21 protein-coding genes are annotated in these 21,700 nt (G+C 62.9%); 2 read left to right on the forward strand and 19 right to left on the reverse strand.

Features of this window, described 5'->3' with window-relative positions:
- Positions 1-45 precede the first annotated feature (45 nt).
- The 14 genes from rpoS to rlmD all read right to left on the reverse strand — a co-directional run bounded on the left by rpoS (position 46) and on the right by rlmD (position 14,189).
- On the reverse strand, positions 46-1,020 hold the full coding sequence (gene rpoS, locus ABHF91_RS13965; protein ID WP_409420866.1) for an RNA polymerase sigma factor RpoS: 975 nt from the start codon (positions 1,018-1,020) through the stop codon (positions 46-48).
- A gap of 41 nt (positions 1,021-1,061) precedes the next feature.
- The gene (locus ABHF91_RS13970) at positions 1,062-2,042 is read right to left on the reverse strand and encodes a peptidoglycan DD-metalloendopeptidase family protein (protein ID WP_409420867.1); all 981 of its coding nucleotides are present in this window, start codon (positions 2,040-2,042) and stop codon (positions 1,062-1,064) included.
- An 8-nt stretch (positions 2,043-2,050) separates the two neighbouring features.
- A complete protein-coding gene (locus ABHF91_RS13975) occupies positions 2,051-2,632 on the reverse strand; it encodes a YqaA family protein (RefSeq protein WP_409420868.1) in 582 nt (193 codons plus the stop codon).
- Positions 2,629-3,255 (reverse strand): protein-L-isoaspartate(D-aspartate) O-methyltransferase, encoded by a 627-nt coding sequence (locus ABHF91_RS13980; RefSeq protein WP_409420869.1) that lies wholly within the window; start codon positions 3,253-3,255, stop codon positions 2,629-2,631. Before ABHF91_RS13980 ends, ABHF91_RS13975 begins: the two co-directional genes overlap by 4 nt.
- A gap of 3 nt (positions 3,256-3,258) precedes the next feature.
- Positions 3,259-3,999, reverse strand: coding sequence for a 5'/3'-nucleotidase SurE (gene surE, locus ABHF91_RS13985; protein WP_409420870.1), 741 nt, complete (start codon positions 3,997-3,999; stop codon positions 3,259-3,261).
- A complete protein-coding gene (truD, locus tag ABHF91_RS13990) occupies positions 3,980-5,017 on the reverse strand; it encodes a tRNA pseudouridine(13) synthase TruD (protein WP_409423125.1) in 1,038 nt (345 codons plus the stop codon). The genes surE and truD overlap by 20 nt, the downstream gene beginning before the upstream one ends.
- On the reverse strand, positions 5,017-5,493 hold the full coding sequence (gene ispF, locus ABHF91_RS13995) for a 2-C-methyl-D-erythritol 2,4-cyclodiphosphate synthase (RefSeq protein WP_409420871.1): 477 nt from the start codon (positions 5,491-5,493) through the stop codon (positions 5,017-5,019). Before ispF ends, truD begins: the two co-directional genes overlap by 1 nt.
- A complete protein-coding gene (ispD, locus tag ABHF91_RS14000) occupies positions 5,490-6,170 on the reverse strand; it encodes a 2-C-methyl-D-erythritol 4-phosphate cytidylyltransferase (RefSeq protein ID WP_409420872.1) in 681 nt (226 codons plus the stop codon). Before ispD ends, ispF begins: the two co-directional genes overlap by 4 nt.
- 4 nt (positions 6,171-6,174) lie before the next feature.
- Positions 6,175-6,483 (reverse strand): cell division protein FtsB, encoded by a 309-nt coding sequence (ftsB, locus tag ABHF91_RS14005; protein WP_409420873.1) that lies wholly within the window; start codon positions 6,481-6,483, stop codon positions 6,175-6,177.
- 100 nt (positions 6,484-6,583) lie between these two features.
- On the reverse strand, positions 6,584-7,885 hold the full coding sequence (gene eno, locus ABHF91_RS14010; RefSeq protein WP_409420874.1) for a phosphopyruvate hydratase: 1,302 nt from the start codon (positions 7,883-7,885) through the stop codon (positions 6,584-6,586).
- Positions 7,886-7,975: 90 nt separating this feature from the next.
- Positions 7,976-9,613 (reverse strand): CTP synthase, encoded by a 1,638-nt coding sequence (locus tag ABHF91_RS14015; protein ID WP_409420875.1) that lies wholly within the window; start codon positions 9,611-9,613, stop codon positions 7,976-7,978.
- A gap of 138 nt (positions 9,614-9,751) precedes the next feature.
- Positions 9,752-10,561, reverse strand: a complete 810-nt coding sequence (gene mazG / locus ABHF91_RS14020; protein WP_409420876.1) for a nucleoside triphosphate pyrophosphohydrolase — start codon at positions 10,559-10,561, stop codon at positions 9,752-9,754.
- 57 nt (positions 10,562-10,618) lie between these two features.
- Entirely contained in the window at positions 10,619-12,850 is a 2,232-nt protein-coding gene (relA, locus tag ABHF91_RS14025; RefSeq protein ID WP_409420877.1) for a GTP diphosphokinase, read from the reverse strand.
- 4 nt (positions 12,851-12,854) lie between these two features.
- Positions 12,855-14,189: a 23S rRNA (uracil(1939)-C(5))-methyltransferase RlmD gene (gene rlmD, locus ABHF91_RS14030; RefSeq protein WP_409420878.1), complete on the reverse strand. Its 1,335-nt coding sequence runs from the start codon at positions 14,187-14,189 to the stop codon at positions 12,855-12,857.
- 77 nt (positions 14,190-14,266) lie between these two features.
- Between rlmD and barA the strand changes: the two genes are divergently transcribed.
- Positions 14,267-16,978, forward strand: coding sequence for a two-component sensor histidine kinase BarA (gene barA / locus ABHF91_RS14035; RefSeq protein WP_409420879.1), 2,712 nt, complete (start codon positions 14,267-14,269; stop codon positions 16,976-16,978).
- A 122-nt stretch (positions 16,979-17,100) separates the two neighbouring features.
- Entirely contained in the window at positions 17,101-17,601 is a 501-nt protein-coding gene (locus ABHF91_RS14040; protein ID WP_409420880.1) for a hypothetical protein, read from the forward strand.
- Positions 17,602-17,727: 126 nt separating this feature from the next.
- Here the strand turns inward: ABHF91_RS14040 and pdxJ are convergent, their stop codons facing one another.
- Genes pdxJ through lepB form a run of 5 tightly spaced genes read right to left on the reverse strand, consistent with a single transcriptional unit; the run spans position 17,728 to position 21,700 of the window.
- Positions 17,728-18,465 carry a pyridoxine 5'-phosphate synthase gene (gene pdxJ, locus ABHF91_RS14045; protein WP_409420881.1) on the reverse strand — a complete coding sequence of 246 codons (738 nt, stop codon included), beginning with the start codon at positions 18,463-18,465 and terminating at the stop codon, positions 17,728-17,730.
- Complete coding sequence (gene recO / locus ABHF91_RS14050) at positions 18,462-19,187, reverse strand: DNA repair protein RecO (protein ID WP_409420882.1); 726 nt, start codon at positions 19,185-19,187, stop codon at positions 18,462-18,464. The genes pdxJ and recO overlap by 4 nt, the downstream gene beginning before the upstream one ends.
- Entirely contained in the window at positions 19,174-20,079 is a 906-nt protein-coding gene (era, locus tag ABHF91_RS14055; RefSeq protein ID WP_409420883.1) for a GTPase Era, read from the reverse strand. Before era ends, recO begins: the two co-directional genes overlap by 14 nt.
- A complete protein-coding gene (gene rnc, locus ABHF91_RS14060) occupies positions 20,076-20,747 on the reverse strand; it encodes a ribonuclease III (RefSeq protein WP_409423126.1) in 672 nt (223 codons plus the stop codon). Before rnc ends, era begins: the two co-directional genes overlap by 4 nt.
- Positions 20,747-21,700 carry a signal peptidase I gene (gene lepB / locus ABHF91_RS14065; RefSeq protein ID WP_409420884.1) on the reverse strand — a complete coding sequence of 318 codons (954 nt, stop codon included), beginning with the start codon at positions 21,698-21,700 and terminating at the stop codon, positions 20,747-20,749. The genes rnc and lepB overlap by 1 nt, the downstream gene beginning before the upstream one ends.

A 21,700-nucleotide genomic window follows, 5' to 3' on the forward strand; every position in this document is an offset into this window, starting at 1 on the left:
GGGCAATGCCCGGCCGGTTTTTTATCAGATATCCAGTCGCAGTTATCAGTGATTGTTGAACAGGGCGTCTATGGAGAGCCCCTGTTGGGTCAGCATGTCCCGCAGGCGGCGCAAGGCCTCCACCTGGATCTGCCGCACCCGCTCACGGGTCAGGCCGATCTCCCGCCCCACGTCCTCCAGGGTGGCGGCCTCATAGCCCAGCAGACCGAAGCGACGGGCCAGCACCTCACGCTGCTTGGAGTTGAGCTGCTCCAGCCAATGCACCACCGACAGGCGCATGTCGTCATCCTGAGTTTCCAGCTCGGGCCCCATGCCCCGTTCATCGGTGAGGATATCCAGCAGCGCCTTGTCCCCATCCCCCCCGATGGGGGAATCCACCGAGCAGATCTTCTCGTTGAGCTTGAGCATGCGCGCCACATCTTCCACCGGCTTGTCCACGGCGGCCGCAATCTCCTCGGCGGTGGGCTCATGATCCAGACGATGAGCCAGCTCCCGGGCGGTTCTCAGGTAGACGTTGAGTTCCTTCACCACGTGGATCGGCAGCCGTATGGTGCGGGTCTGGTTCATGATGGCCCGTTCTATGGTCTGGCGGATCCACCAGGTCGCATAGGTAGAGAAGCGGAAGCCGCGTTCCGGGTCGAACTTCTCCACCGCCCGGATCAGGCCCAGGTTGCCCTCCTCCACCAGGTCCAGCAGGGCCAGTCCCCGGTTGTTGTAGCGACGGGCAATCTTGACCACCAACCGCAGGTTGGACTCAATCATCCGCTTGCGCGCCGGCACATCGCCGCGCAATGCCTTGCGGGCAAAATAGACTTCTTCTTCGGCGGTCAGCAGCGGTGAAAAGCCAATTTCGCCCAGATAGAGCTGGGTCGCATCCATCACCTTGTTGATATCGGCACTGAAGGCTTCTTCCGCTTGGCTCACCGCATCAGACTCCTGCGGCTCAACCTGTACCAGACTGTCGGCTTCATCATCAGTGTTGAAATCGGTTTCAGTGATGTCGAGATCTTGATCGTTCATGGCACCTTTCCCCTGACCGGCCCGAGACGTCCTGCTCGGATTTAGCGTTTAGGCAGATAACCCACTGGGTTGACGGATTGGCCCCGGTAGCGGATTTCAAAGTGCAACCGCACATCCGAGGCATCACTGCTTCCCATATCGGCTATTTGTTGCCCAGCCTTAACTTCCTGTTGCTCTGTGACTCTCAGCACCTCGTTGTGGGCATAGGCAGACAGGTAGTCATCGTCATGTTTAATGATCACCAGGTTCCCGTACCCACGTAACGCACTCCCGGCGTAAACCACCCGTCCGGAGGCCGCTGCATAGATGGGCTGCCCTCGCTTGCCCGCAATATCGATGCCCTTGTTGCCCTGCTCTTGGCGCGAGAAACTCTGCACTATGCGGCCCGAGGACGGCCATCGCCATGTTAGCGACTTGTTACTGGCTTGTGCTGATTTGGTTTGAGCGTATTCTTTTCCATTTTGAGCAGCAAACGATTTGTTGCCAGATTGTTGAGTTCTCTGATCCACCGCACGAACTGAATGACTACTCAAATGCGCATCTTTCCCACCATTGTCGGCCGGTTTGTGTACGGTTCCCAGCACGATCAACTGCCCTGGATGGATCACATAGGGCTTCTTGAGGTGATTGAAGTGGATAAGACTATTTAAGCTGGTGCCATGCTGGCGGGCTATGCTGCTGAGGCTATCCCCCCGCTTGACCACGTAGCGCCCCGCATCCGGGTTATCCAGATCCAGGTTGATGATCTGCCCGACATAGATGGCATAGGGCGGCGCTATCTTGTTGAAGCTGGCCAGCGCGCGGAAGTCGAGGCCAAATCCCCAGGCGATGGAGTAAAGGGTATCCCCGGCCTTGACCCGGTACTGCTTGCTGGTCAAGGCCTGCTGGGGCTTGGCGGCCGGCAGCGGGCGCCCCTGACTGCCATAGGCGCCACGGTGACCGGCATCCCGCACCGGGGCCGGAGTCGAACTACTGCAGGCCGTCAGCAACCAGAGCAGGGATAACGCAAGCGCCAGACGCACTAGGCACCTCAATGCCGGAAGATCAGGTAAGCCACGACCGCCAGGGCCACGGTGAGCCAGCCGATGAGATCGATGTACTGACGCAGCTTCTGCTCCATGCGGGCGCCGCCCCATTTCATCAAGCCGGCTACCAGGAAGAAACGGGCGCTGCGGGAGATGACCGAGGCCAGCATGAAGGGCAGCAAGGCCATGTGCAGCATGCCGGCCGTCACGGTAAACAGCTTGTAGGGAATGGGCGAGAAACCCGCCAGGAAGACGATCCAGACGTCCCAGCGCTCGAACCACTGCTGAATGAGTTCAAACTTATCCTGGTAGCCGAAGGCCTGGATCATGGGCTGCACCGCCACATCAAACAGCCAGTAGCCCAGCAGATACCCCACGAAACCGCCCACGGTGGAGGCCAGGGAGGCCAGCAAGGCAAAGTGCCAGGCCTTGGTGGGCTTGGCCAGCGCCATGGGCGCCAACATGACATCCGGTGGTATGGGCCAGAAGACCGCCTCGGCAAAGCTGTTGGCCATCAGGTAGTATGGGGCATGCCGGTGTGCCGACCAGCCCATCACCTTGTCATAGAGCGCGGAAAAAAGTTTCACTGTAACTCTCCCTGTATCAGGGGTACGAAACGTACCGCCTCAAAGGTTTCCACCTGTATCTTGCCATCCCGTTTATCCAGCACCTGCAGGGTCTGGGTCCCGCTCCCCACCGGCAGGACCATGCGCCCACCGTCCTTGAGCTGATGCAGCAGCGCCTCGGGCACCTGCTCGGGGGCGGCGGTGACGATGATAGCATCAAACGGCGCCTTACTTGCCCAACCTTGCCAGCCATCGCCATGCCGGGTCGAAACATTGTGCAGATCCAGCCGCTGTAGCCGGCGCCGGGCCTGATACTGCAGCGACTTGATGCGCTCCACGGTGAACACATGCTCCACCAGCTGTGCCAGGATGGCGGTCTGATAGCCGGAGCCGGTACCGATCTCCAGCACCCGCTGGGGCGAGCGAGCCAGCAGCAGCTCGGTCATGCGCGCCACTATGTAGGGCTGGGAGATGGTCTGCCCCTGGCCGATGGGCAGGGCCGTGTTCTCCCAGGCCTGATGGGCAAAGGCCTCATCGACAAATTGCTCCCGTGGGGTGGCCGACAGCACGCTGAGCACGCGACTGTCCCGAATGCCTTGCGCGATCAGCTGATTGAGCAGAGGTTGAGCAACTATGTTTCGCATGGCCTACCCCATCTGCTCCACCCAGCGGCCGAGTTCCGGCAGATTGGCATAGGCGGTCATGTCCACATGGAGCGGTGTGATGGAGACATAGCCCGCCTCGATGGCGGCAAAATCGGTGCCCTCACCGGCATCCTGCATGGGACCGGGGGGGCCAATCCAATAGATGGGCTTGCCCCGGGGATCCCGCTGACTGATGACGGCCTCGGCACGATGACGGTTGCCCAGCCGGGTGACCCGGATGCCCTTGATCTGCGCAAGTGGCAGATCCGGTACATTGACGTTGAGGATCTGATCCGACGGCAGGGGACTGGACTGCAACCGGGACAGCAGCAGGGCGGCATAGTGGGCGGCGCTAGTGAAGTGGGTCTCCCCCACCAGGGAGACCGCCATGGCCGGCAAGCCAAGGTGGCGACCTTCGGTGGCGGCGGCGACGGTCCCCGAGTAGATGACATCATCCCCCAGGTTGGCGCCGTGATTGATCCCCGCCACCACGATATCGGCATCCGGGACCAGCTCGTTCACCGCCAGGTGAACGCAATCGGTCGGCGTGCCGCGCACCGAATAGAAGCCGTTGGGCAACTGCTCCAGCCGCAGCGGGGTCTCCAGGGTCAGGGAGTGACTGGCGCCGCTGCGATTGCGATCCGGCGCCACCAGGATCACCTGCCCCAGGGCCGACAGCGCCTCATGCAGACAGCGGATCCCCAGGGCATTCACCCCATCATCGTTACTCAGCAGTATCTTCATCTTGCTCTGCCTGTACCTGTACCAGTTCACGCACCAGGCTAGTGGCATAGGTGCCCGCCGGCAGCCAGAAGTTCAGCTGCAAGCCCTCGGGCAACCACTGCCACTGCAATCCCTTGGGTTGCAGCAGGAGGGCCCGGCGCTCCTGCTTGAGACCCGCGGCCTCCAGCCCCGCCTGCCAGCTCGCCTGTCCATCCAGGGCCTGGGTCTCAAAGGCCAACGCCTCCGCCAGTGCCGGACTGCGCCCTCGGCCCCACAGGGGCGCGCTCAGCTGCAGATCGCCTTGTGCCAACCGCTCGGCCAGGGCCGCGCTGGCTTCCTCTTCGGCGAAGAAGGAGTGGCTCCCCGCCAGCATCAGGCAATCGCCGGGCAGCAGGCGCTGGGCCAGGCCGGCTTCCAGCCGGGCGCTGACCACCAGGTTGAACAGGTAGCTGCGGGCGGCGGACAAGAAGAGTGAGCGCTTGTCCCTATCCTTGATGCGCCGCCCCTCAAACATGGACTGGGCCCCCTCCAGGTTGTTGCCCTGGCGGCCGAAACGCTGGGAGCCGAAATAGTTGGGCACCCCCTGGGCGGCGATGGCCTGCAGCCGCGCTTCCAGGGCATCGCTGGTATTCAGATCCCGCAGCAACAGCTGGAAGTGATTGCCCTTCAGCGCCCCCACCCGCATCTTGCGGGAGTGGCGGGCCTGGGTGAGGATCTGGATCTGCTCATTCTCGATGACCGACAGATCCGGATCCGGCTTGCCCGGCAGATGGATGCCAAACCACTGCTCGGTGACCGCGTGGCGATCCTTAAGTCCGGCCCAGGTGATGGCGTTACGGGGTACATCCGCCGCCTGGGCCAGCAGCTTGGCCACCCAGGCGGTGTTTTCTCCGGTCTTGCGGATCCGCACCATCAGGTGCTCGCCGGTGCCATCGGGCTCAAAACCCAGATCCTCAACTACCTGGAAATCCGCCGGTTCGGCCTTGAGGCGAGCGGTCTGCGTCGGTTGGCCATGCAGATAGTGCCACTTTGGAATCATCATGCTTTCACCACCAGCACCACGGCTGCTACGGCGATACCTTCCTTGCGGCCGGTGAAACCCAGTCCCTCAGAGGTGGTCGCCTTGACGTTGATCTGCGACAGGTCGGCCTGCAGATCCTCGGCCATCAGGGCCCGCATGGCATCGATGTGCGGCGCCATCTTGGGGGCCTGGGCTATGATGGTCACATCCAGATTGCCCAGCACATAGCCGGCCGCCCGCACCTTGGCATAGACGTCCCGCAACAGGATGCGACTGTCGATACCGGCGAAGGCCGCATCGCTATCGGGAAAATGCCGGCCGATATCGCCGGCGGCGATGGCCCCCAGCAGGGCATCGCTCAGGGCATGCAGCACCACATCCCCATCGGAGTGGGCCAGCAGCCCCTGCTCATAGGGCACCTTGACGCCCCCCAGGGTGCAGGGCCCCTCGCCACCAAATTTATGTACATCAAAACCATGGCCGATGCGGATCATGCCTGCTGCTCCTGTTGAGATAAGAAAAGTGCCGCCAGGGCGATGTCTTCGGGACGGGTCACCTTGATGTTGTCCGCCCGCCCCTCCACCATCAGCGGGCGTTTGCCGACCCGCTCCATGGCGGAAGCATCGTCCGTGATGGTGGCGCCGGCATGCAGACCCGCCAGCAAGGCCTGGCGCAACTCGGCGGTGCGAAACATCTGGGGGGTCAGGGCGTGCCACAGATCGTCGCGTTCCACCGTTGCCACTATGTGGCCGTCGGCATCGGCACGCTTCATGGTGTCCCGCACCCGGCTGCCCAGGATGGCGCCATCCCCCGTCAGGGCGGCCCGGATCAGCTTGTCCATGTCCCCATGGGTCAGGCAGGGACGCGCCGCGTCATGCACCAGCACCCATTCGGTCTCCACCCAGGCCAGGCCATTCATCACAGAGCCGGCCCGCTCGTCGGCCCCCAGCGTGGTACGCAGGCGCGGGTGGGACGCCACCGGCAGGGTGGCGAAGAAATCATCGGCGGGATTGAGCGCCACCACCACCCGTTCGATCCGCGGGTGATTGAGCAGTCGCTCCAGGGTATGTTCGATGAGAAATTTGCCTGCCAGGGGCAGGTATTGCTTGGGACAGTCGGCGCCCATGCGCCGACCCACGCCGGCGGCGGGCACCACCACGGTAAAGGTCATGCTGTCAGTTCCCCTTGGCTGCCGGAGTCGCCCCGCGGGCCTCCTTCGGCAACACGCGATAGAAGGTCTCGTCGGGCTTGATATAGCCCAGATCGTTGCGCGCCAACTCCTCGATCACCTCCAGGCCGCTCTTGAGGTCATCGATCTCCTTGTACAGGAGTTGATTGCGCTCCTTGAGCTGCTGGTTGTCGGCCTGTTGTCGCGCCACGGCCTCGGAACGCTGGCGATATTCCACCAGGCCGTTCTTGCCGAACCAGAGCTGGTGCTGCAACCAGGCCAAAACGATGATCAAGATGAGGGTGTATAACCGCATGGTGACGCCTCCTGCGCGGCATAGTTTCCCATATTACCAGCCAAAAGAAAGCCCCGCCTGATAGGCGGGGCTTGCATTGACCAATTAAGCGGCAAGCGGATTAGGCTTGACCCTTAACTTCCTTCAGACCGTTGAAGGGAGCCTTTTCGCCCAGGGCTTCTTCGATACGGATCAGCTGGTTGTACTTGGCGATACGGTCGGAACGGCTCATGGAACCGGTCTTGATCTGGCCAGCAGCGGTACCCACGGCCAGGTCGGCGATGGTAGCGTCTTCGGTTTCACCGGAACGGTGGGAGATAACGGCGGTGTAGCCGGCATCCTTGGCCATCTTGATGGCGTCCAGGGTTTCGGACAGAGAACCGATCTGGTTGAACTTGATCAGGATGGAGTTAACGATGCCTTCCTTGATGCCGCGAGCCAGGATCTTGGTGTTGGTTACGAACAGGTCGTCACCTACCAGTTGGATCTTGTCGCCCAGCACCTTGGTCTGGTAGGCGAAGCCTTCCCAGTCGGATTCGTCCTGACCGTCTTCGATGGAAACGATCGGGTACTTGGTGGTCAGGTCAGCCAGGTAATCGGTGAACTCTTGCTTGGTGAAGGTCTTGCCTTCGCCCTTCAGCTCGTAGTTGCCGGTATCCTTGTTGTAGAACTCGGAAGAGGCACAGTCCATGGCCAGGGTCACGTCCTTGCCCAGCACGTAGCCAGCAGCGGCAACGGCTTCGGCGATGACTTCCAGGGCTTCGGCGTTGGACTTCAGGTTAGGAGCGAAACCACCTTCGTCACCAACGGCGGTAGCGTAGCCCTTGGACTTCAGCACCTTGGCCAGGTTGTGGAAGACTTCGGCGCCAATGCGGATGGCTTCCTTCAGGGTCTTGGCACCAACCGGTTGGATCATGAATTCTTGGATGTCGACGTTGTTGTCGGCGTGCTCACCACCGTTGATGATGTTCATCATGGGCAGCGGCATGGAGTAGACACCCGGGGTACCGTTCAGCTCGGAGATCCAAGCGTACAGCGGCAGGCCCTTGGCAGCAGCGGCAGCCTTGGCGTTGGCCAGAGACACGGCCAGGATGGCGTTGGCACCGAAGTTGCTCTTGTTCTCGGTAGCGTCCAGGTCGATCATGATCTGGTCGATGCCGCGTTGGTCGGCAGCGTCCTTACCTACCAGGGCAGCGGCGATGGGGCCGTTAACGGCGCCAACAGCCTTCAGCACGCCCTTGCCCAGGAAGCGGGACTTGTCGCCGTCACGCAGTTCCAGGGCTTCGCGGGAACCGGTAGAAGCGCCAGACGGAGCAGCGGCCATACCAACAAAACCACCTTCCAGGTGAACTTCGGCTTCAACGGTGGGGTTACCGCGGGAGTCGATGATTTCACGGCCGATCACTTTGACGATCTTGGACATATCACAATCCTCGTTGATGAAATAAAACAACTAAAAGTTGCATAAAAAAACGGTTGCGAAACTATGCCCACAACCGTGGATTTTGTCGAATTAATTTAACTGACGCTTCTGGAACTCACCGGCTGCCCGGACAAAGCCTTCGAACAGCGGATGGCCGTCCCGCGGGGTGGAGGTGAATTCCGGGTGGAACTGTACTGCCACAAACCAGGGATGATCCGGGATCTCGATGATCTCCACCAGTTTCTTGTCGGCGGACAGGCCCGTCACCTTCAGGCCGGCCGCTTGAATCTTGGGCAACAGGGTGTTGTTCACCTCGTAGCGGTGACGGTGGCGCTCATGGATGGTCTCGCTGCCATACATGTCCCGCACCTTGGAACCCTCGATCAGGTGGCACAGCTGGGAGCCCAGACGCATGGTGCCGCCCAGATCGGAGCGATCGCTACGCTGCTCCACGTTGCCATCCTCGGTGATCCACTCGGTGATGAGGCCCACCACAGGATACGGGGTTTCCTTGTTGAATTCGGAAGAGTGAGCGCCTTCCATGCCGGCCACGTGACGAGAGTACTCAATCAGCGCGACCTGCATCCCCAGGCAGATACCCAGATAGGGGATCTTGTGCTCACGGGCATACTGGGCCGCCAGTATCTTGCCTTCCACGCCCCGCTCGCCGAAGCCGCCGGGCACCAGGATGGCATCCAGGCCTTCCAGCACTTCCAGGCCCTTGGTTTCCACGTCCTGGGAGTCGATGTACTTGATGTTGACGGTGAGGCGGTTCTTTAGGCCGCCGTGCTTCAAGGCCTCGTTGACGGACTTGTAGGCATCCGGCAGGGAGACATACTTGCCCACCATGCCGATGGTCACCTCACCTGTGGGGTTGGCTTCCTGATAGATGACCTTTTCCCACTCGGCCAGATCGGCTTCCGGCGCGCTCAGGCCGAACCGGTCGACGATCAGCTGATCCAGGCCCTGAGATTTGAGCAGCGCCGGGATCTTGTAGATGGAGTCCACGTCCTTGAGGGAGACCACGGCCCGCTCCGGCACGTTACAGAACAGGGCGATCTTGCCGCGTTCGTTGGCGGGGATGGCGCGGTCGGAACGGCAGATCAGGACGTCCGGCTGGATACCGATGGAGAGCAGCTCCTTCACGGAGTGCTGGGTCGGCTTGGTCTTCACCTCGCCGGAGGCGGCCAGGTAAGGCACCAGGGTCAGGTGCATGAACAGGGCGTTGTTGCGGCCTATGTCCACCGCCAGCTGACGGATGGCCTCCAGGAACGGCAGGGACTCGATGTCCCCCACTGTGCCGCCGACTTCGACGATGGCCACTTCATGACCGTCGGCGCCGGCGATGACCCGTTCCTTGATGGCATTGGTGATATGGGGAATGACCTGGATGGTGGCCCCCAGGTAGTCACCGCGGCGCTCCTTGCGCAGCACGTCCGCATAGATGCGGCCTGTGGTGAAGTTGTTGCGGCGGCTCATCTTGGTACGGATGAAACGCTCATAGTGGCCCAGGTCCAGATCCGTCTCGGCGCCATCTTCGGTGACGAACACTTCACCGTGTTGAATGGGGCTCATGGTACCGGGGTCGACGTTGATGTAGGGATCCAGCTTCATCATGGTGACCTTGAGGCCCCGAGCCTCCAGGATGGCTGCCAATGAGGCTGCCGCAATGCCCTTGCCCAGTGATGAAACCACGCCGCCGGTTACGAAAATGTATTTAGTCGTCATGCTGAACCTAGAAGATGTTTAGGGATCACACGAGAGTGTGTGGGAGTATCAAGACGGGGTGGCAGTATAGCAAAACCCCCTCTCCCTAACAACGCGCAAAAATTTAGCAACCCGCTCGCATGCAAGATATGCGTTGGGTCAACTTTTGTTGGCTTCCTTGACCTGTTGCCAGGCTTCTTCCATCTCGGCGAGGCTGTGATCGGCCATCGGACGCCCCTGGCTGCTCAAGCGTTGCTCAACCTGGCGAAAGCGCGCCTCGAACTTGTCGTTGGCCTGGCGCAGCACCTGCTCGGGATCTTTTTTCAGATGGCGCACCAGGTTGACGGTGGCAAACAGCAGATCCCCCAACTCCTCGGCCAGGGCCGCCTGATTGACCTCGGGGACATGCACCTCGGCCAGCACCTCGTCCAGCTCCTCCCGCACCTTGTCCACCACCGGCGGCAGCGCGCCCCAGTCAAAGCCCACGGTGGCACAGCGCTTCTGGATCTTGTGGGCCCGGGACAGGGCCGGCATGGATCTGGGGATATCGTCCAGCACGCTGGTGGCGGCCGCATCCTTTTGCTGGCGCTCCCGGGCCTTCTCCGCCTCCCAGTTGGCGTTCACCGCCGCGGTGTCGGCGAACTCCGCCTCGCCAAACACATGGGGATGACGGCGAATCAGCTTCTCCGAGACGGTGGCCACCACGTCGCTAAAGTCGAACAGCCCCTGCTCACCGGCCAGCTGACAGTAGAACACCACCTGGAACAGCAGATCCCCCAACTCGCCCTTCAGAGCCGCCAGATCCTGCCGCTCTATGCTGTCGGCCACCTCGTAGGCCTCCTCCAGGGTATAGGGCACCAGGCTTTGCAACGTCTGCTTGCGATCCCAGGGACAGCCGGTCTGGGGATCCCGCAGCTTGACCATGAGTTCCAGCAGCGCCTTCATAGAACCAGTATGAGAGACAGACATGACAGCTCCTTGGCAAATAAAACGGGGGCCAGGCCCCCGTGGTGATATGAGTGAAAATTACAACCGTTTGGCGCTGATGACATCGTTCATCTGGCTGAGCTTGGAGAGCATGCGGTTTAACGCCTCTATGTTGTAGATCTCCATGTCGATGTCGATGTCGGCGCTCTGCTGCTTGAGGTTGGAGCGCGACCGCATCCCCAGCACGTTGATCTTCTCGTTGGCGATGATGGTGGTGATGTCCCGCAGCAGACCGGAGCGATCGTTGGCGGTGATGCGCACCGTCAATGTGTAGCCGCCGGAGTAGTTCTCCCCCCACACCGCCTCGATCAGCCGCTCCGGATTGCGCCGGGACAGCTCCTTGAGCTGCTCGCAGTCGTCCCGGTGAATGGAGATGCCGCGGCCCTGGGTGATGAAGCCGACTATGCTGTCCCCCGGAATGGGCTGGCAGCAGCGGGCGATGTGGGTCATCAGGTTGCCCACCCCCTGCACCACGATATGGCCCTTGGGCTGCTGGGTCTGCACCCGCTGCTGGCTCTTCTGCTCCAGCTGCTCCAGCAGCTTCTTCTCCTCCTCCTCGACGCTCGGCTTGTTCAGCTTGCCCTCGAGGAAGTTCATGATCTGGTTGATGCGGATGTCGCCGGCACCGATGCCGGACAGCAGATCCTCATGCTCCTGCACGTTGTAGCGGGCGTACAGCTCCTTGAACAGGTGCGTCTGCTGCTCGCGGGAGAGCTGGAAGCCGTGGCGCTCCATCTCCTTCTCCAGCTGCTCCTTGCCCGCCAGCATGTTCTTGTCCCGATCCAGGCGGCGGAACCAGGAGATGACCTTGGCCCGGGCGCGGCTGGTGCGCAGGAAACCCATGTTGGGATTCATCCAGTCCCGGCTCGGGTTGGGCTCCTTCTGGGTGATGATGTCCACCTGATCGCCGGTCTGCAGCTGGTAGGTGAAGGGCACGATGCGGCCATCCACCTTGGCGCCGATGCAGCGGTGGCCCACCATGCTGTGTACCTGATAGGCAAAATCCAGCGGCGTGGCGCCGGCAGGCAGGTCCACCACGTCCCCCTTGGGGGTGAAGACATAGACCCTGTCCTCGAACACCTGGGTGCGCAGCTCGTCCACCAGGGAGCCGGACTCCACCATGTCCTCCTGCCAGGCCAGCAGCTTGCGCAGCCAGGCGATGCGATCCTCGTAGGCCGAATCCTTGCCCGAGACGGTGCCTTCCTTGTATTTCCAGTGGGCGGCGATGCCCAGCTCGGCATCCTGGTGCATCTGATCGGTGCGGATCTGGATCTCCACCGTCTTGCCATCGGGGCCCAGCACCACGGTATGGATGGACTGGTAGCCGTTGGGCTTGGGGTTGGCCACGTAGTCGTCGAACTCCCGGGGGATGTGGTGCCAGTGAGTGTGCACTATCCCCAGGGCGGCATAGCAATCCTGCAGGCGGTGGGTGACGATGCGCACCGCCCGCACGTCGAACAGATCCGAGAAGCTCAGGGTCTTCTTCTGCATCTTGCGCCAGATGCTGTAGATGTGTTTGGGCCGGCCGTAGACCTCGGCCTGGATGCCGGCATCGGACAGGGCCTGACGCAGGTCGGCCACGAAGCGCTGGATGTAGTGCTCACGGTCGATGCGCTTCTCGTCCAGCAGCTTGGCGATCTGCTTGTAGGTGTCCGGATGCAGGTAGCGGAAGGAGAGATCCTCCAGCTCCCACTTCAGCTGACCTATGCCCAAGCGGTTGGCCAGGGGCGCGTAGATGTTGCTGATCTCCTTGGCCACCAGCACCCGGGTCTCCTCGTCGGCGTGCTTGACCTCCCGCAGGCAGGCGATGCGCTCCGCCAGCTTGATCACCACGGCCCGCACGTCCTCCACCATGGCCAGCAGCATGCGGCGCACGTTGTCGATCTGGGTATCCGAGACATCCCCGGTGTTGAGGCTCTGCAGGAAGCGGATGGCCTCCATGTCCACCACCCCGCGCAGCAGCTTGGCGATGGTGGTGCCGTAGATGGCCTCCACCTGCTCCAGGGTCAGGTGTTTGCTCTCCAGCAGGGGATACAAGATGGCGGCCTTGAAGGTATCCAGATCCATGTGCAGCATCTGCAGAATGCCCACCATCTCCGCCGCCCGGTTCACCAGCCGCTCGGCCTCCGCCGGGTTGGCCGCCAACTCCTGCTGGCAGAACTCGAACACCCCGACCAGGGTCTGCCGATCTTCCGCCGACAGCGGCAAGGTGGCCGTCCACGCCTGGAGATTGAAACCTGTCTTGAGGTGGGTATCCCGTACCGCAACCATTTGCCTATCCTTTTTGTTGTTCTGACCGCTCAAACAGCAGTATGGACTCCACATGTCCCGTGTGAGGGAACATGTCCAGCATGCGCCAGCGCATCACGCGATAGCCCGCGGCCTGCAGGGGCGCGCAATCCCGGGCTGCCGTCACCGGATTGCAAGAAACATACACAATTCGCCGGGGCGCCAGCCGGCACAGGTGCCCTATGGTCTGCCAGGCACCGGGACGTGCCGGGTCCAGCAGCACCAGATCGAAGCCCTCCCGCGCCCAGCTCTGGCCGGTGAAGTCCTCCGCCAGATCGGCGCAATAGAAGCGGGCGTTGTCGATGCCGTTGGCCCGGGCATTCTGCCGGGCCCGCTCCACCATGGCCGCCACCCCTTCGACCCCCACCACCTCGGCACAGTGGCGAGCCAGCGGCAGGGTAAAGTTGCCCAGGCCGCAGAACAGATCCAGCACCTTGTCGTCCGGCGTCGGCGCCAGCCACTCCAGCACGGTCGCCACCAGGGCCTGGTTGACCCTGTCGTTCACCTGCAGAAAGTCGCCGGGCAGGTAGTTGAGGCGCACGTCGGCCACCCCATAGGCCGGTGCCTGGGCGGCCAACAGCGGCGCGGGCTCCCCTGCGGTCTGCAGGTAGCAGTCCAGCTCATGCTGCTGGGCAAATTGCACCAGCAGCTGCCGGTCGCCCTCGCTGGGCTGCCCATTATGGCGCACCAGGAGCAGGGGTCTGGAATCCGTGTCATAAAGTTCGATGTGGCCGAGATCGCGAAAGCCCTTGAGACGGTTAATGAGGGCGCGCAAGGGTTCGATCAAGGCCGACAGCCGCGGTAGCAGCACGGGGCACTGGCTTATCTCCACCAGCTCGTTGCTCTGCCGGCGACGAAAGCCCAGCCGGGCCAGGCGAGCCTTCTTGTCGTACTTGACGGCCAGCCGGCAGACCCGGCGATAGCCCATGGCCTCCCCCTGGATCACCGCCTCGGCCTCCGGCAGGGCGATCTGGGCCTGGCGGGCAAACAGCTCCCGGATACCGGCCATCTTGGCCTGCTGCTGCTGGGGCACCGGCATGTGCTGCAGGGTGCAGCCGCCACACTGGCTGTAATGGGGGCAGAAGGGGGCCAGGCGCTGATCTGCCGGGCGCAGCACCTTCTCCAGCCGGGCCAGGGCAAACTGCTTCTTCTCTTCTTGCAGGCTCACCTGCACCTCTTCATCGGGCAGGGCCCCCTCGACGAAGATGGCCTTGCCCTGATGGCGGGCTATGCCCACGCCATGCAGGTCCAATTGACTCACTTTGAGGGTCAGGCGCTCCTGGGGACGGGCTTTGGGCTGGGGCTTGAAAAACTGGGCCATAGTACTTGGTGCCTCAGGGTGGCTATGTCATGATGAGCGGGTTTTACGGCCCTGCATTGTCCCACAAGAAGCCTGCTATGACCAAATACGGCCTGCGTGCCCGGGTGCTGGCCTTCACCCTGCTCCCCACCCTGCTCATCGGCGGCCTGCTGGCCGGTTACTTCAGCTTCCACCGTTACCAACAGGTGGAAAATCAGCTCATCGAACAAGGCATCAACATCATAGAACCCCTGGCGATCGCCAGTGAGTACGGCATGCAGCAAAGCTCGCGGGAGGGTCTCAAGCGACTCATAGGCCTCAGCCACCGCAAGAACAGCCCCCTCATCACCTCCATCGCCGTATTCAATCCGCAGAACGAGCTGTTCGTCACCTCCAACTACCACCGCGCCTTCGTGCGCATGCGCCTGCCGGCCGGCAGTCCCATCCCGGAGCTCACCAGCGTGGAGCGCCATGCGGATTACATCATCATCCGCACCCCCATCGTCGCCGAAGCGAGCCTGGAGCCGGAGCTGGATAACGAGAGCGGGCCGCCCAAGCCCCTGGGCTACATCGCCCTGCAGCTCAACACCGACCGGGCCCTGGTGGTGCGCTACCGGGACGGCGCCGTGGCCCTGCTGGCCTGGTTGCTGGGGGTGGGCTTGAGCGTCTACTTCGGTGTCAACCTGGTGAACGTGGTGATCAACCCCATCAACCGCATGGTGCGGGCCGTCTACCAGATCCGCGAGGGCCGGCTGGACACCCGGGTGCGGGGCCAGATGAACGGCGAGCTGGACATGCTGAAGAACGGCATCAACGCCATGGCCAAGTCCATGGCGGAGTACCACAACGAGATGCAGATGAACATAGATCAGGCCACCTCGGATCTGCGGGAGACCCTGGAGCAGATCGAGATCCAGAACGTGGAACTGGACATGGCCAAGAAGCGCGCCCAGGAGGCGGCGCGGGTCAAGTCCGAGTTTTTGGCCAACATGTCCCATGAACTGCGCACCCCGCTCAACGGCGTCATCGGCTTCGCCAAGCAGCTGATGAAGACGCCCCTGACCCCCAACCAGAGCGACTACCTGGGCACCATAGAGAAGTCGGCCAAGAGCCTGCTGAACATCATCAACGACATCCTCGACTTCTCCAAGCTGGAGGCCGGCAAGCTGCAACTCGAAGAGATCCCCTTCAGCCTGCGGGATCACCTGAACGAGACCATGACCCTGCTGGCCCCCAGCGCCCACGACAAGGGGCTGACCCTGTCGGTCCGGGTGGACAACCAGGTGCCGGATCTGCTGCTGGGGGATCCCCTGCGCCTGCAGCAGATACTCACCAACATCACAGGCAACGCCATCAAGTTTACCGAGCGGGGCAACGTGGACGTGCATATCGGCCGGCTGGGCAGCCCGGACGAGCAGAAGCTGCGGCTGTGCACCCGCATTCGCGACACCGGCATCGGCATGTCCCCCCAGCAGCAGAGCCAGCTGTTCCAGCCCTTCAACCAGGGTGACAGCTCCATCTCCCGCCGCTACGGCGGCACCGGGTTGGGCCTGGTCATCACCCAGAAGCTGATCCAGCAGATGGGCGGCCAGATAGAGGTGCGCTCCCAGGCCGGCCAGGGCTCCGAATTCATCTATACCCTGGATCTCAAGGTGGCCAGCCAACCGGCCCTGGAGACCAAGGCGCTGGCCGGTCTGGCCGGTCAGCCGGTGATCCTGGTGGAACCTGACGACTGGAGCCGCCAGGCCACCGGCGAGCTGTTGACCGAATGGCGCATGCAGGTGCAGGCGGTACGCCAGTGGGAGGAGGCCAAGCTGGCCGAGGGTGCCGAACCCTGGCTGCTGCTGGGGCTGGGCAGCCAGCCGGATCTGGCCCAGACCCAGCGCTGGCTGGAGGCCCTGGCCATACCGCCCCACAGGCGCATCCTGCTGGTAAACTCCCACGACCCCGGCCTGTTGGCCCAGCTGCTGGCCCTGGGGGTCGCCCATTGCCTGAGCAAACCCGTGCCCCACACCAAGCTTATCGCCGCCCTCTGTCCTGGCGGCGATCCCCAGACTCCTCTGGCGCCGCCCCAGCGTCAGCGCTGGCCCATGAGCGTGCTGGCGGTGGACGACAACCCGGCCAACCTCAAGCTGATCGGCGCCCTGCTGAGCGAGCGGGTGGAAGAGGTGCACAGCTGCCAGAATGGCCGCCAGGCGGTGGAGCAGGCCCAGCGGGTCGAGTTTGATCTCATCTTCATGGATATCCAGATGCCCATCATGGATGGCATCGCCGCCACCCAGGTGATCCGCCAGGAAGGCTGCAACCAGCACACCCCCATCATCGCCGTCACCGCCCACGCCATCCCCGGCGAGCGCGACCGCCTCATCGCCCAGGGCATGGACGACTATCTGGCCAAGCCCATCGACGAAAACCAGCTGGAAAGCCTGTTGCAGCGCTACCTGCCCGGCCCGACGAGCCGCCAGGCGCCCCTGCTGGACTGGACCCTGGCCCTGCGCCAGTCCGCCGGCAAGCCGGATCTGGCCCACGAGATGCTGGATCTGCTCTGGCAGACCTATCAGGAGTTGCAGTCGGTCTGGCCGGCGGCCGAGCCGGAGGCCTGCCTGGCGGCGGTGCACAAGTTGCACGGTGGCTGTGCCTACTGCGGCGTGCCGCGCCTGCAACAGCACTGCCAGACCCTGGAGAGTGCCTTGCGGGCCGGTGACACCCCGGATCAGCTGGAGCCGGAATGGCTGGAACTCACCGATCTGATGACCCAGTTGCAGCAGGAGATCCAGGCTTTGGGGGCGGCCCAGCCGCGGGAGTCTTAGGCTCAATCAAGACCCCTAATCCTTCGCAGTTCGCATAACTTTCCGTCGGGTGAAGGGCGCCACGGCCTGGCGTAGAATGGCCGACCGATATTCCACTCTGCCTTTTCGACTAGGAACCCCAGATGAAACGACTTCTTGCGCCGGCCCTGCTGTTGCCGGTTCTGCTGACCGCCTGCTCCAGCGATCCCGGCCTGTCCGAACAATACCGATACACCCCGCCCACCGTAGTGGCAACCAACAACACCAGCGAGATGGACAAGCCCTACGATCTGGCCTGGGCCCGGGCCGAGCGCTGGTTCGCCGACAAACAGCTGCCGCTGCAGTCCAACGCTCGCAGCTCCGGCCTGCTGGCCGCCGAACAAACCAACTATGCCAACGGCCTGGATTACCTGGACTGCGGTAGCGGCGGCAGCAAGGTGGCCATCGAGGCGCCGACCCTGCGGGTCAACCTCATCATCACCGAAAACCTGGGCAAGACGGTGGCCACCGTCAACGTCAAGGGCAGCACCAGCGTCTCCTTCATCGACAGCGACGGCAGCCACGTGGCGGCCCCCTCCATCACCCCGGTTTGCGTCTCCAACGGCAAGCTCGAAGAAGAGCTGATGGCCGCCCTGACGGACTAAGCCGGCGCGCTAAGCTTCGCAATGCAAAGAACCCGGCCTTGGCCGGGTTCTTTGCCTCAGGCCCCCGTCTTGTGCCAGGCGGACACAAAAAAGCGGCCCGTGGGCCGCCGTCGTCCGCTGTCTGACTTAGAGCCCCTGGCGGGCTTCGAGCATCAGTCGCTTCATCTCCACCACCGCCTCGGTGAGGCCGGTGAACACGGCCCGACCTATGATGGCGTGACCTATGTTGAGCTCCACCATCTCGGGGATGGCGGCGATGGGTTTGACGTTCTGATAGTGCAGGCCGTGACCGGCGTTGACCTTGAGGCCCTTGCCATGGGCATACACGGCCGCCTCGCGGATGCGGGCCAGCTCGGCGGCCTGCTCGGCCTCGGTGGGCGCATCGGCATAGCGGCCGGTGTGCAGCTCGATGTAGGGCGCACCACAGGCCACCGCCGCGTCGATCTGGGCATGGTCGGCATCGATAAACAGGGAGACCTGGGTACCGACCGCCGCCAGGCGGGCCACGGCAGCTTGCATGACGGCCAACTGACCGGCCACGTCCAGGCCACCCTCGGTGGTGACCTCCTGACGCTTCTCCGGCACCAGGCAGACGAAGTGCGGCTGGATCTCACAGGCGATGTCCAGCATCTCCGCGGTCACCGCCATCTCCAGGTTCATGCGGGTCTGCAGGGTTTCTTTCAGCACCCGCACATCTCTGTCCTTGATGTGCCGACGGTCTTCACGCAGGTGGATGGTGATGCCATCGGCACCGGCCTGCTCGGCCAGGGCGGCGGCAAACACGGGATCCGGATAGTGGGTGCCCCGGGCATTGCGCAGGGTGGCCACGTGGTCGATATTCACGCCTAGCAGGATGTTACTCACTCCATTGTCCTCTTAGTGCCAGTGGAAAACAGCTCCCGGCTCCGCAGGGGTCGGTCGCCCAGATAGGGTTTGAGGGCCTGGCGGCACAGGCGCTTGGCGGTGGCCAGGCCCTCCGGCGTCTCCAGCCGGTCTGCCGCCATGGCCAGCAGGTGCTCCCCCGGCAAGCGCTCGGCCGCCGGCGTCGCCACGCTGGCGGGTATCAGCCCCAGTTCATGGCGATAGCAGTAGTCGGCCTCGGGAACGAGGGGCTCCCCATCCGCGGTGTGTTCCAGCGCCACGCCATAGCCCAGGGCCTGCAGCAGGGCCAGCTCGAAGCGGCGCAACACCGGCTGGGGATCGGGGGCCTGGGCCAGGCCGGCCAGGCTCTGCACATACTGGCTGAACAGGGCCGGATAGGGGGTGTGACGCTCCAGCAGGTAGTAGAGCAGCTCGTTGAGGTAGAGGCCGCTGAACAGGGCGGTGCCTTGCAACGGGACCGGCAGGGCCAGCGGCTCCAGCCGCTCCAGGGTCTTGAGATCCCCGGCGCCGCGCCAGCGGATCTGCAGCGGTACGAAGGGCTGCAACAGGGCCTTGTGGCCGGATTTCTGCCGGCGGGAACCGTTTGCCACCAGGCCGAGTCGGCCCTGCTCCTGGCTGAACAGCTCCACCAGCTGGCTGCTTTCCCGGTAGGGGCGCACATGCAGCACCAGCGCGGTCTGAAAACCGGTGTCAGTCTTCGCCATAGCCCAGGCTGCGCAGGGCCCGTTCGTCGTCGGCCCAGCCAGATTTGACCTTGACCCACAGCTCCAGGAACACCCGGGTGTCGAACAGCCGTTCCATGTCCAGGCGCGCCTCTGTGCCGATCTGCTTGAGCTTCTCGCCCTTGTTGCCGATCACCATCTTCTTCTGCCCTTCCCGCTCCACCAGGATCAGACCATGGATGTGGAACAGGCCGTCATCCTCCACCTTGAAGCGCTCTATCTCCACGGTGACGGAGTAAGGCAGCTCCTCGCCCATGAAGCGCATCAGCTTCTCGCGGATGATCTCCGCCGCCATGAAGCGGGAGGAGCGGTCGGTGATGTAATCCTCGGGGAAGTAGTGCTCCCCTTCCGGCAGCTGCTGGCGGGCCAGCTCGCGGATGGTCTCCACATTGGTGCCGGACTTGGCAGAGATGGGCAGTATCTCGGCAAACGCCATCTGCTGACCCAGCCACTGCAGGTGGGGCAGCAGGGTCGCCTTGTCTTCGATCTTGTCCACCTTGTTGACCGCCAGCACCACGGGGCAGCGCAGCCCCTTGAGCTTGTTCAGCACCATCTCATCATCGGCGGTCCAGCGGGTCCCCTCCACCACGAACACTACCATCTCCACGTCGCCCAGGGAGCTGGTGGCAGCCCGGTTCATCAGACGGTTGATGGCGCGCTTCTCTTCGATGTGCAGGCCAGGGGTATCGACGAAGATGGTCTGCCAGGCCCCCTGGGTATCGATGCCCAGGATGCGGTGGCGGGTGGTCTGGGGCTTCTTGGAGGTGATGCTCACCTTCTGACCCAGCAGCTTGTTCAGCAGGGTGGACTTGCCCACGTTGGGGCGGCCGACGATGGCCACGAAGCCACAGTGGCTGGTCTCTTGTTCACTCATAGCAACCGCTCCAGGGCCCGTTCGGCCGCGGACTGTTCCGCCTTGCGCCGGCTGGAGCCGATGCCGATGATCTCGGTCGGCAGGCCTTCCACCTCGCACTGGACGGTAAATTCCTGATTGTGGGCCTCGCCCTTCACCTTGAGCACCACATAGGTGGGCAAGGGCTTACGCTGCCCCTGCAGCAACTCCTGCAGCCGGGTCTTGGGATCCTTCTGCTCCACGCCGGGACGGATCTGTTCCAGTCGTTCGGCATACCAGGAGAGCAGCAGGTCGCGAGTGCGATCCATCTGGCAATCCATGTAGATGGCGCCGATGATGGCCTCAACCGCATCCGCCAGAATGGACTCGCGACGGAAGCCGCCGCTCTTGAGCTCGCCGGGCCCCAGGATGAGGTAGTCCCCCAGTTCGAACTCCCGCGCCAACTCGGCCAGGGTCTTCTCCCGGACCAGGGTGGCGCGCATGCGGCTCATGTCCCCTTCGCTGACGTCGGGGAAACGGCAAAACAGCGCCTCGGCGATCACCATGCTGAGGATGGAGTCGCCCAGAAACTCCAGGCGCTCGTTGTGCTTGGACCCCGCGCTGCGGTGGGTGATGGCCCGCACCAGCAGCTCCTCTTTCTGGAACTGATGGCCCAGCTTGCTTTGCAAACGGTCTAACTTGTTATCGATCACTGGATACTGCCTATACGGTCAAAACGTACGCCAGTGGGCACCCAGCCCGGCAGCCAGGAGTCCGGCGCGCGATCAAATTCAAAACTCATCCAGATGGCTACCGCCCGGCCCATCAGGTTGCGTTCGGGGACAAAGCCCCAGAAACGGCTGTCGGCACTGTTGTCACGGTTGTCGCCCATGACGAAGTAGTGGCCTTCCGGCACCACCCACTGCCCCACCGGCAGGCCATCCTCACGATGGTAGGCCGGCTGCTTGGCCTCCTCTGTGATGGCTGGGGTCTGCAGTATCTGGTGATCCACAGCGCCCAGGTGTTCACTGAAACGGACCATGGGCAGGGTCACCTGGCCCAGGTTGCCGCCGTTGACCGTCTGACTGAAGCTGCCCTGCTCCAGGAAGCTGTGCTCCACGGTTGCCAGGGGGGCGCAGTCCTTGCCAGATGGGCAAGCTGGCTCAATCAGCAGTTGCTTATCCGCGGTATACACCACCTTGTCGCCCGGCAGCCCCACCACCCGCTTGATGTAATCCACCCGCGGGTCTTCGGGATACTTGAACACCACTATGTCACCCCGCTTCGGATGGCCGGTGGGGATCAGGGTATGGTTCTCGATGGGTTCCTTGATGCCGTAGGCAAACTTCTCCACCAGGATGAAGTCGCCGATGAGCAGGGTGGGCATCATGGACCCCGAGGGGATCTGAAACGGCTCGTAGACGAAGGAGCGCAACACCAGCACGGCGGCGATGACCGGGAAGATGCCCTTGCTCTGTTCGATCCAGGCCGGCTCGGCGGTGAGCTTGTCGATGGTGGCCGCATCCAGGGCATTACCGGCGGCCCGTTCGGCCCGGGCCACCTTGGCCAGTCGCGCCTTTTGCAGCCACAGGTGGTCCAATAGCCAGACCAACCCGGTGAGGGCGGTGACCGCCACCAGGATCAGCGAAAATGTGTTGGCCAT

Origin of the sequence: Pseudaeromonas aegiceratis (genome assembly GCF_046254905.1) — a bacterium.
GTDB lineage: Bacteria > Pseudomonadota > Gammaproteobacteria > Enterobacterales > Aeromonadaceae > Pseudaeromonas > Pseudaeromonas aegiceratis.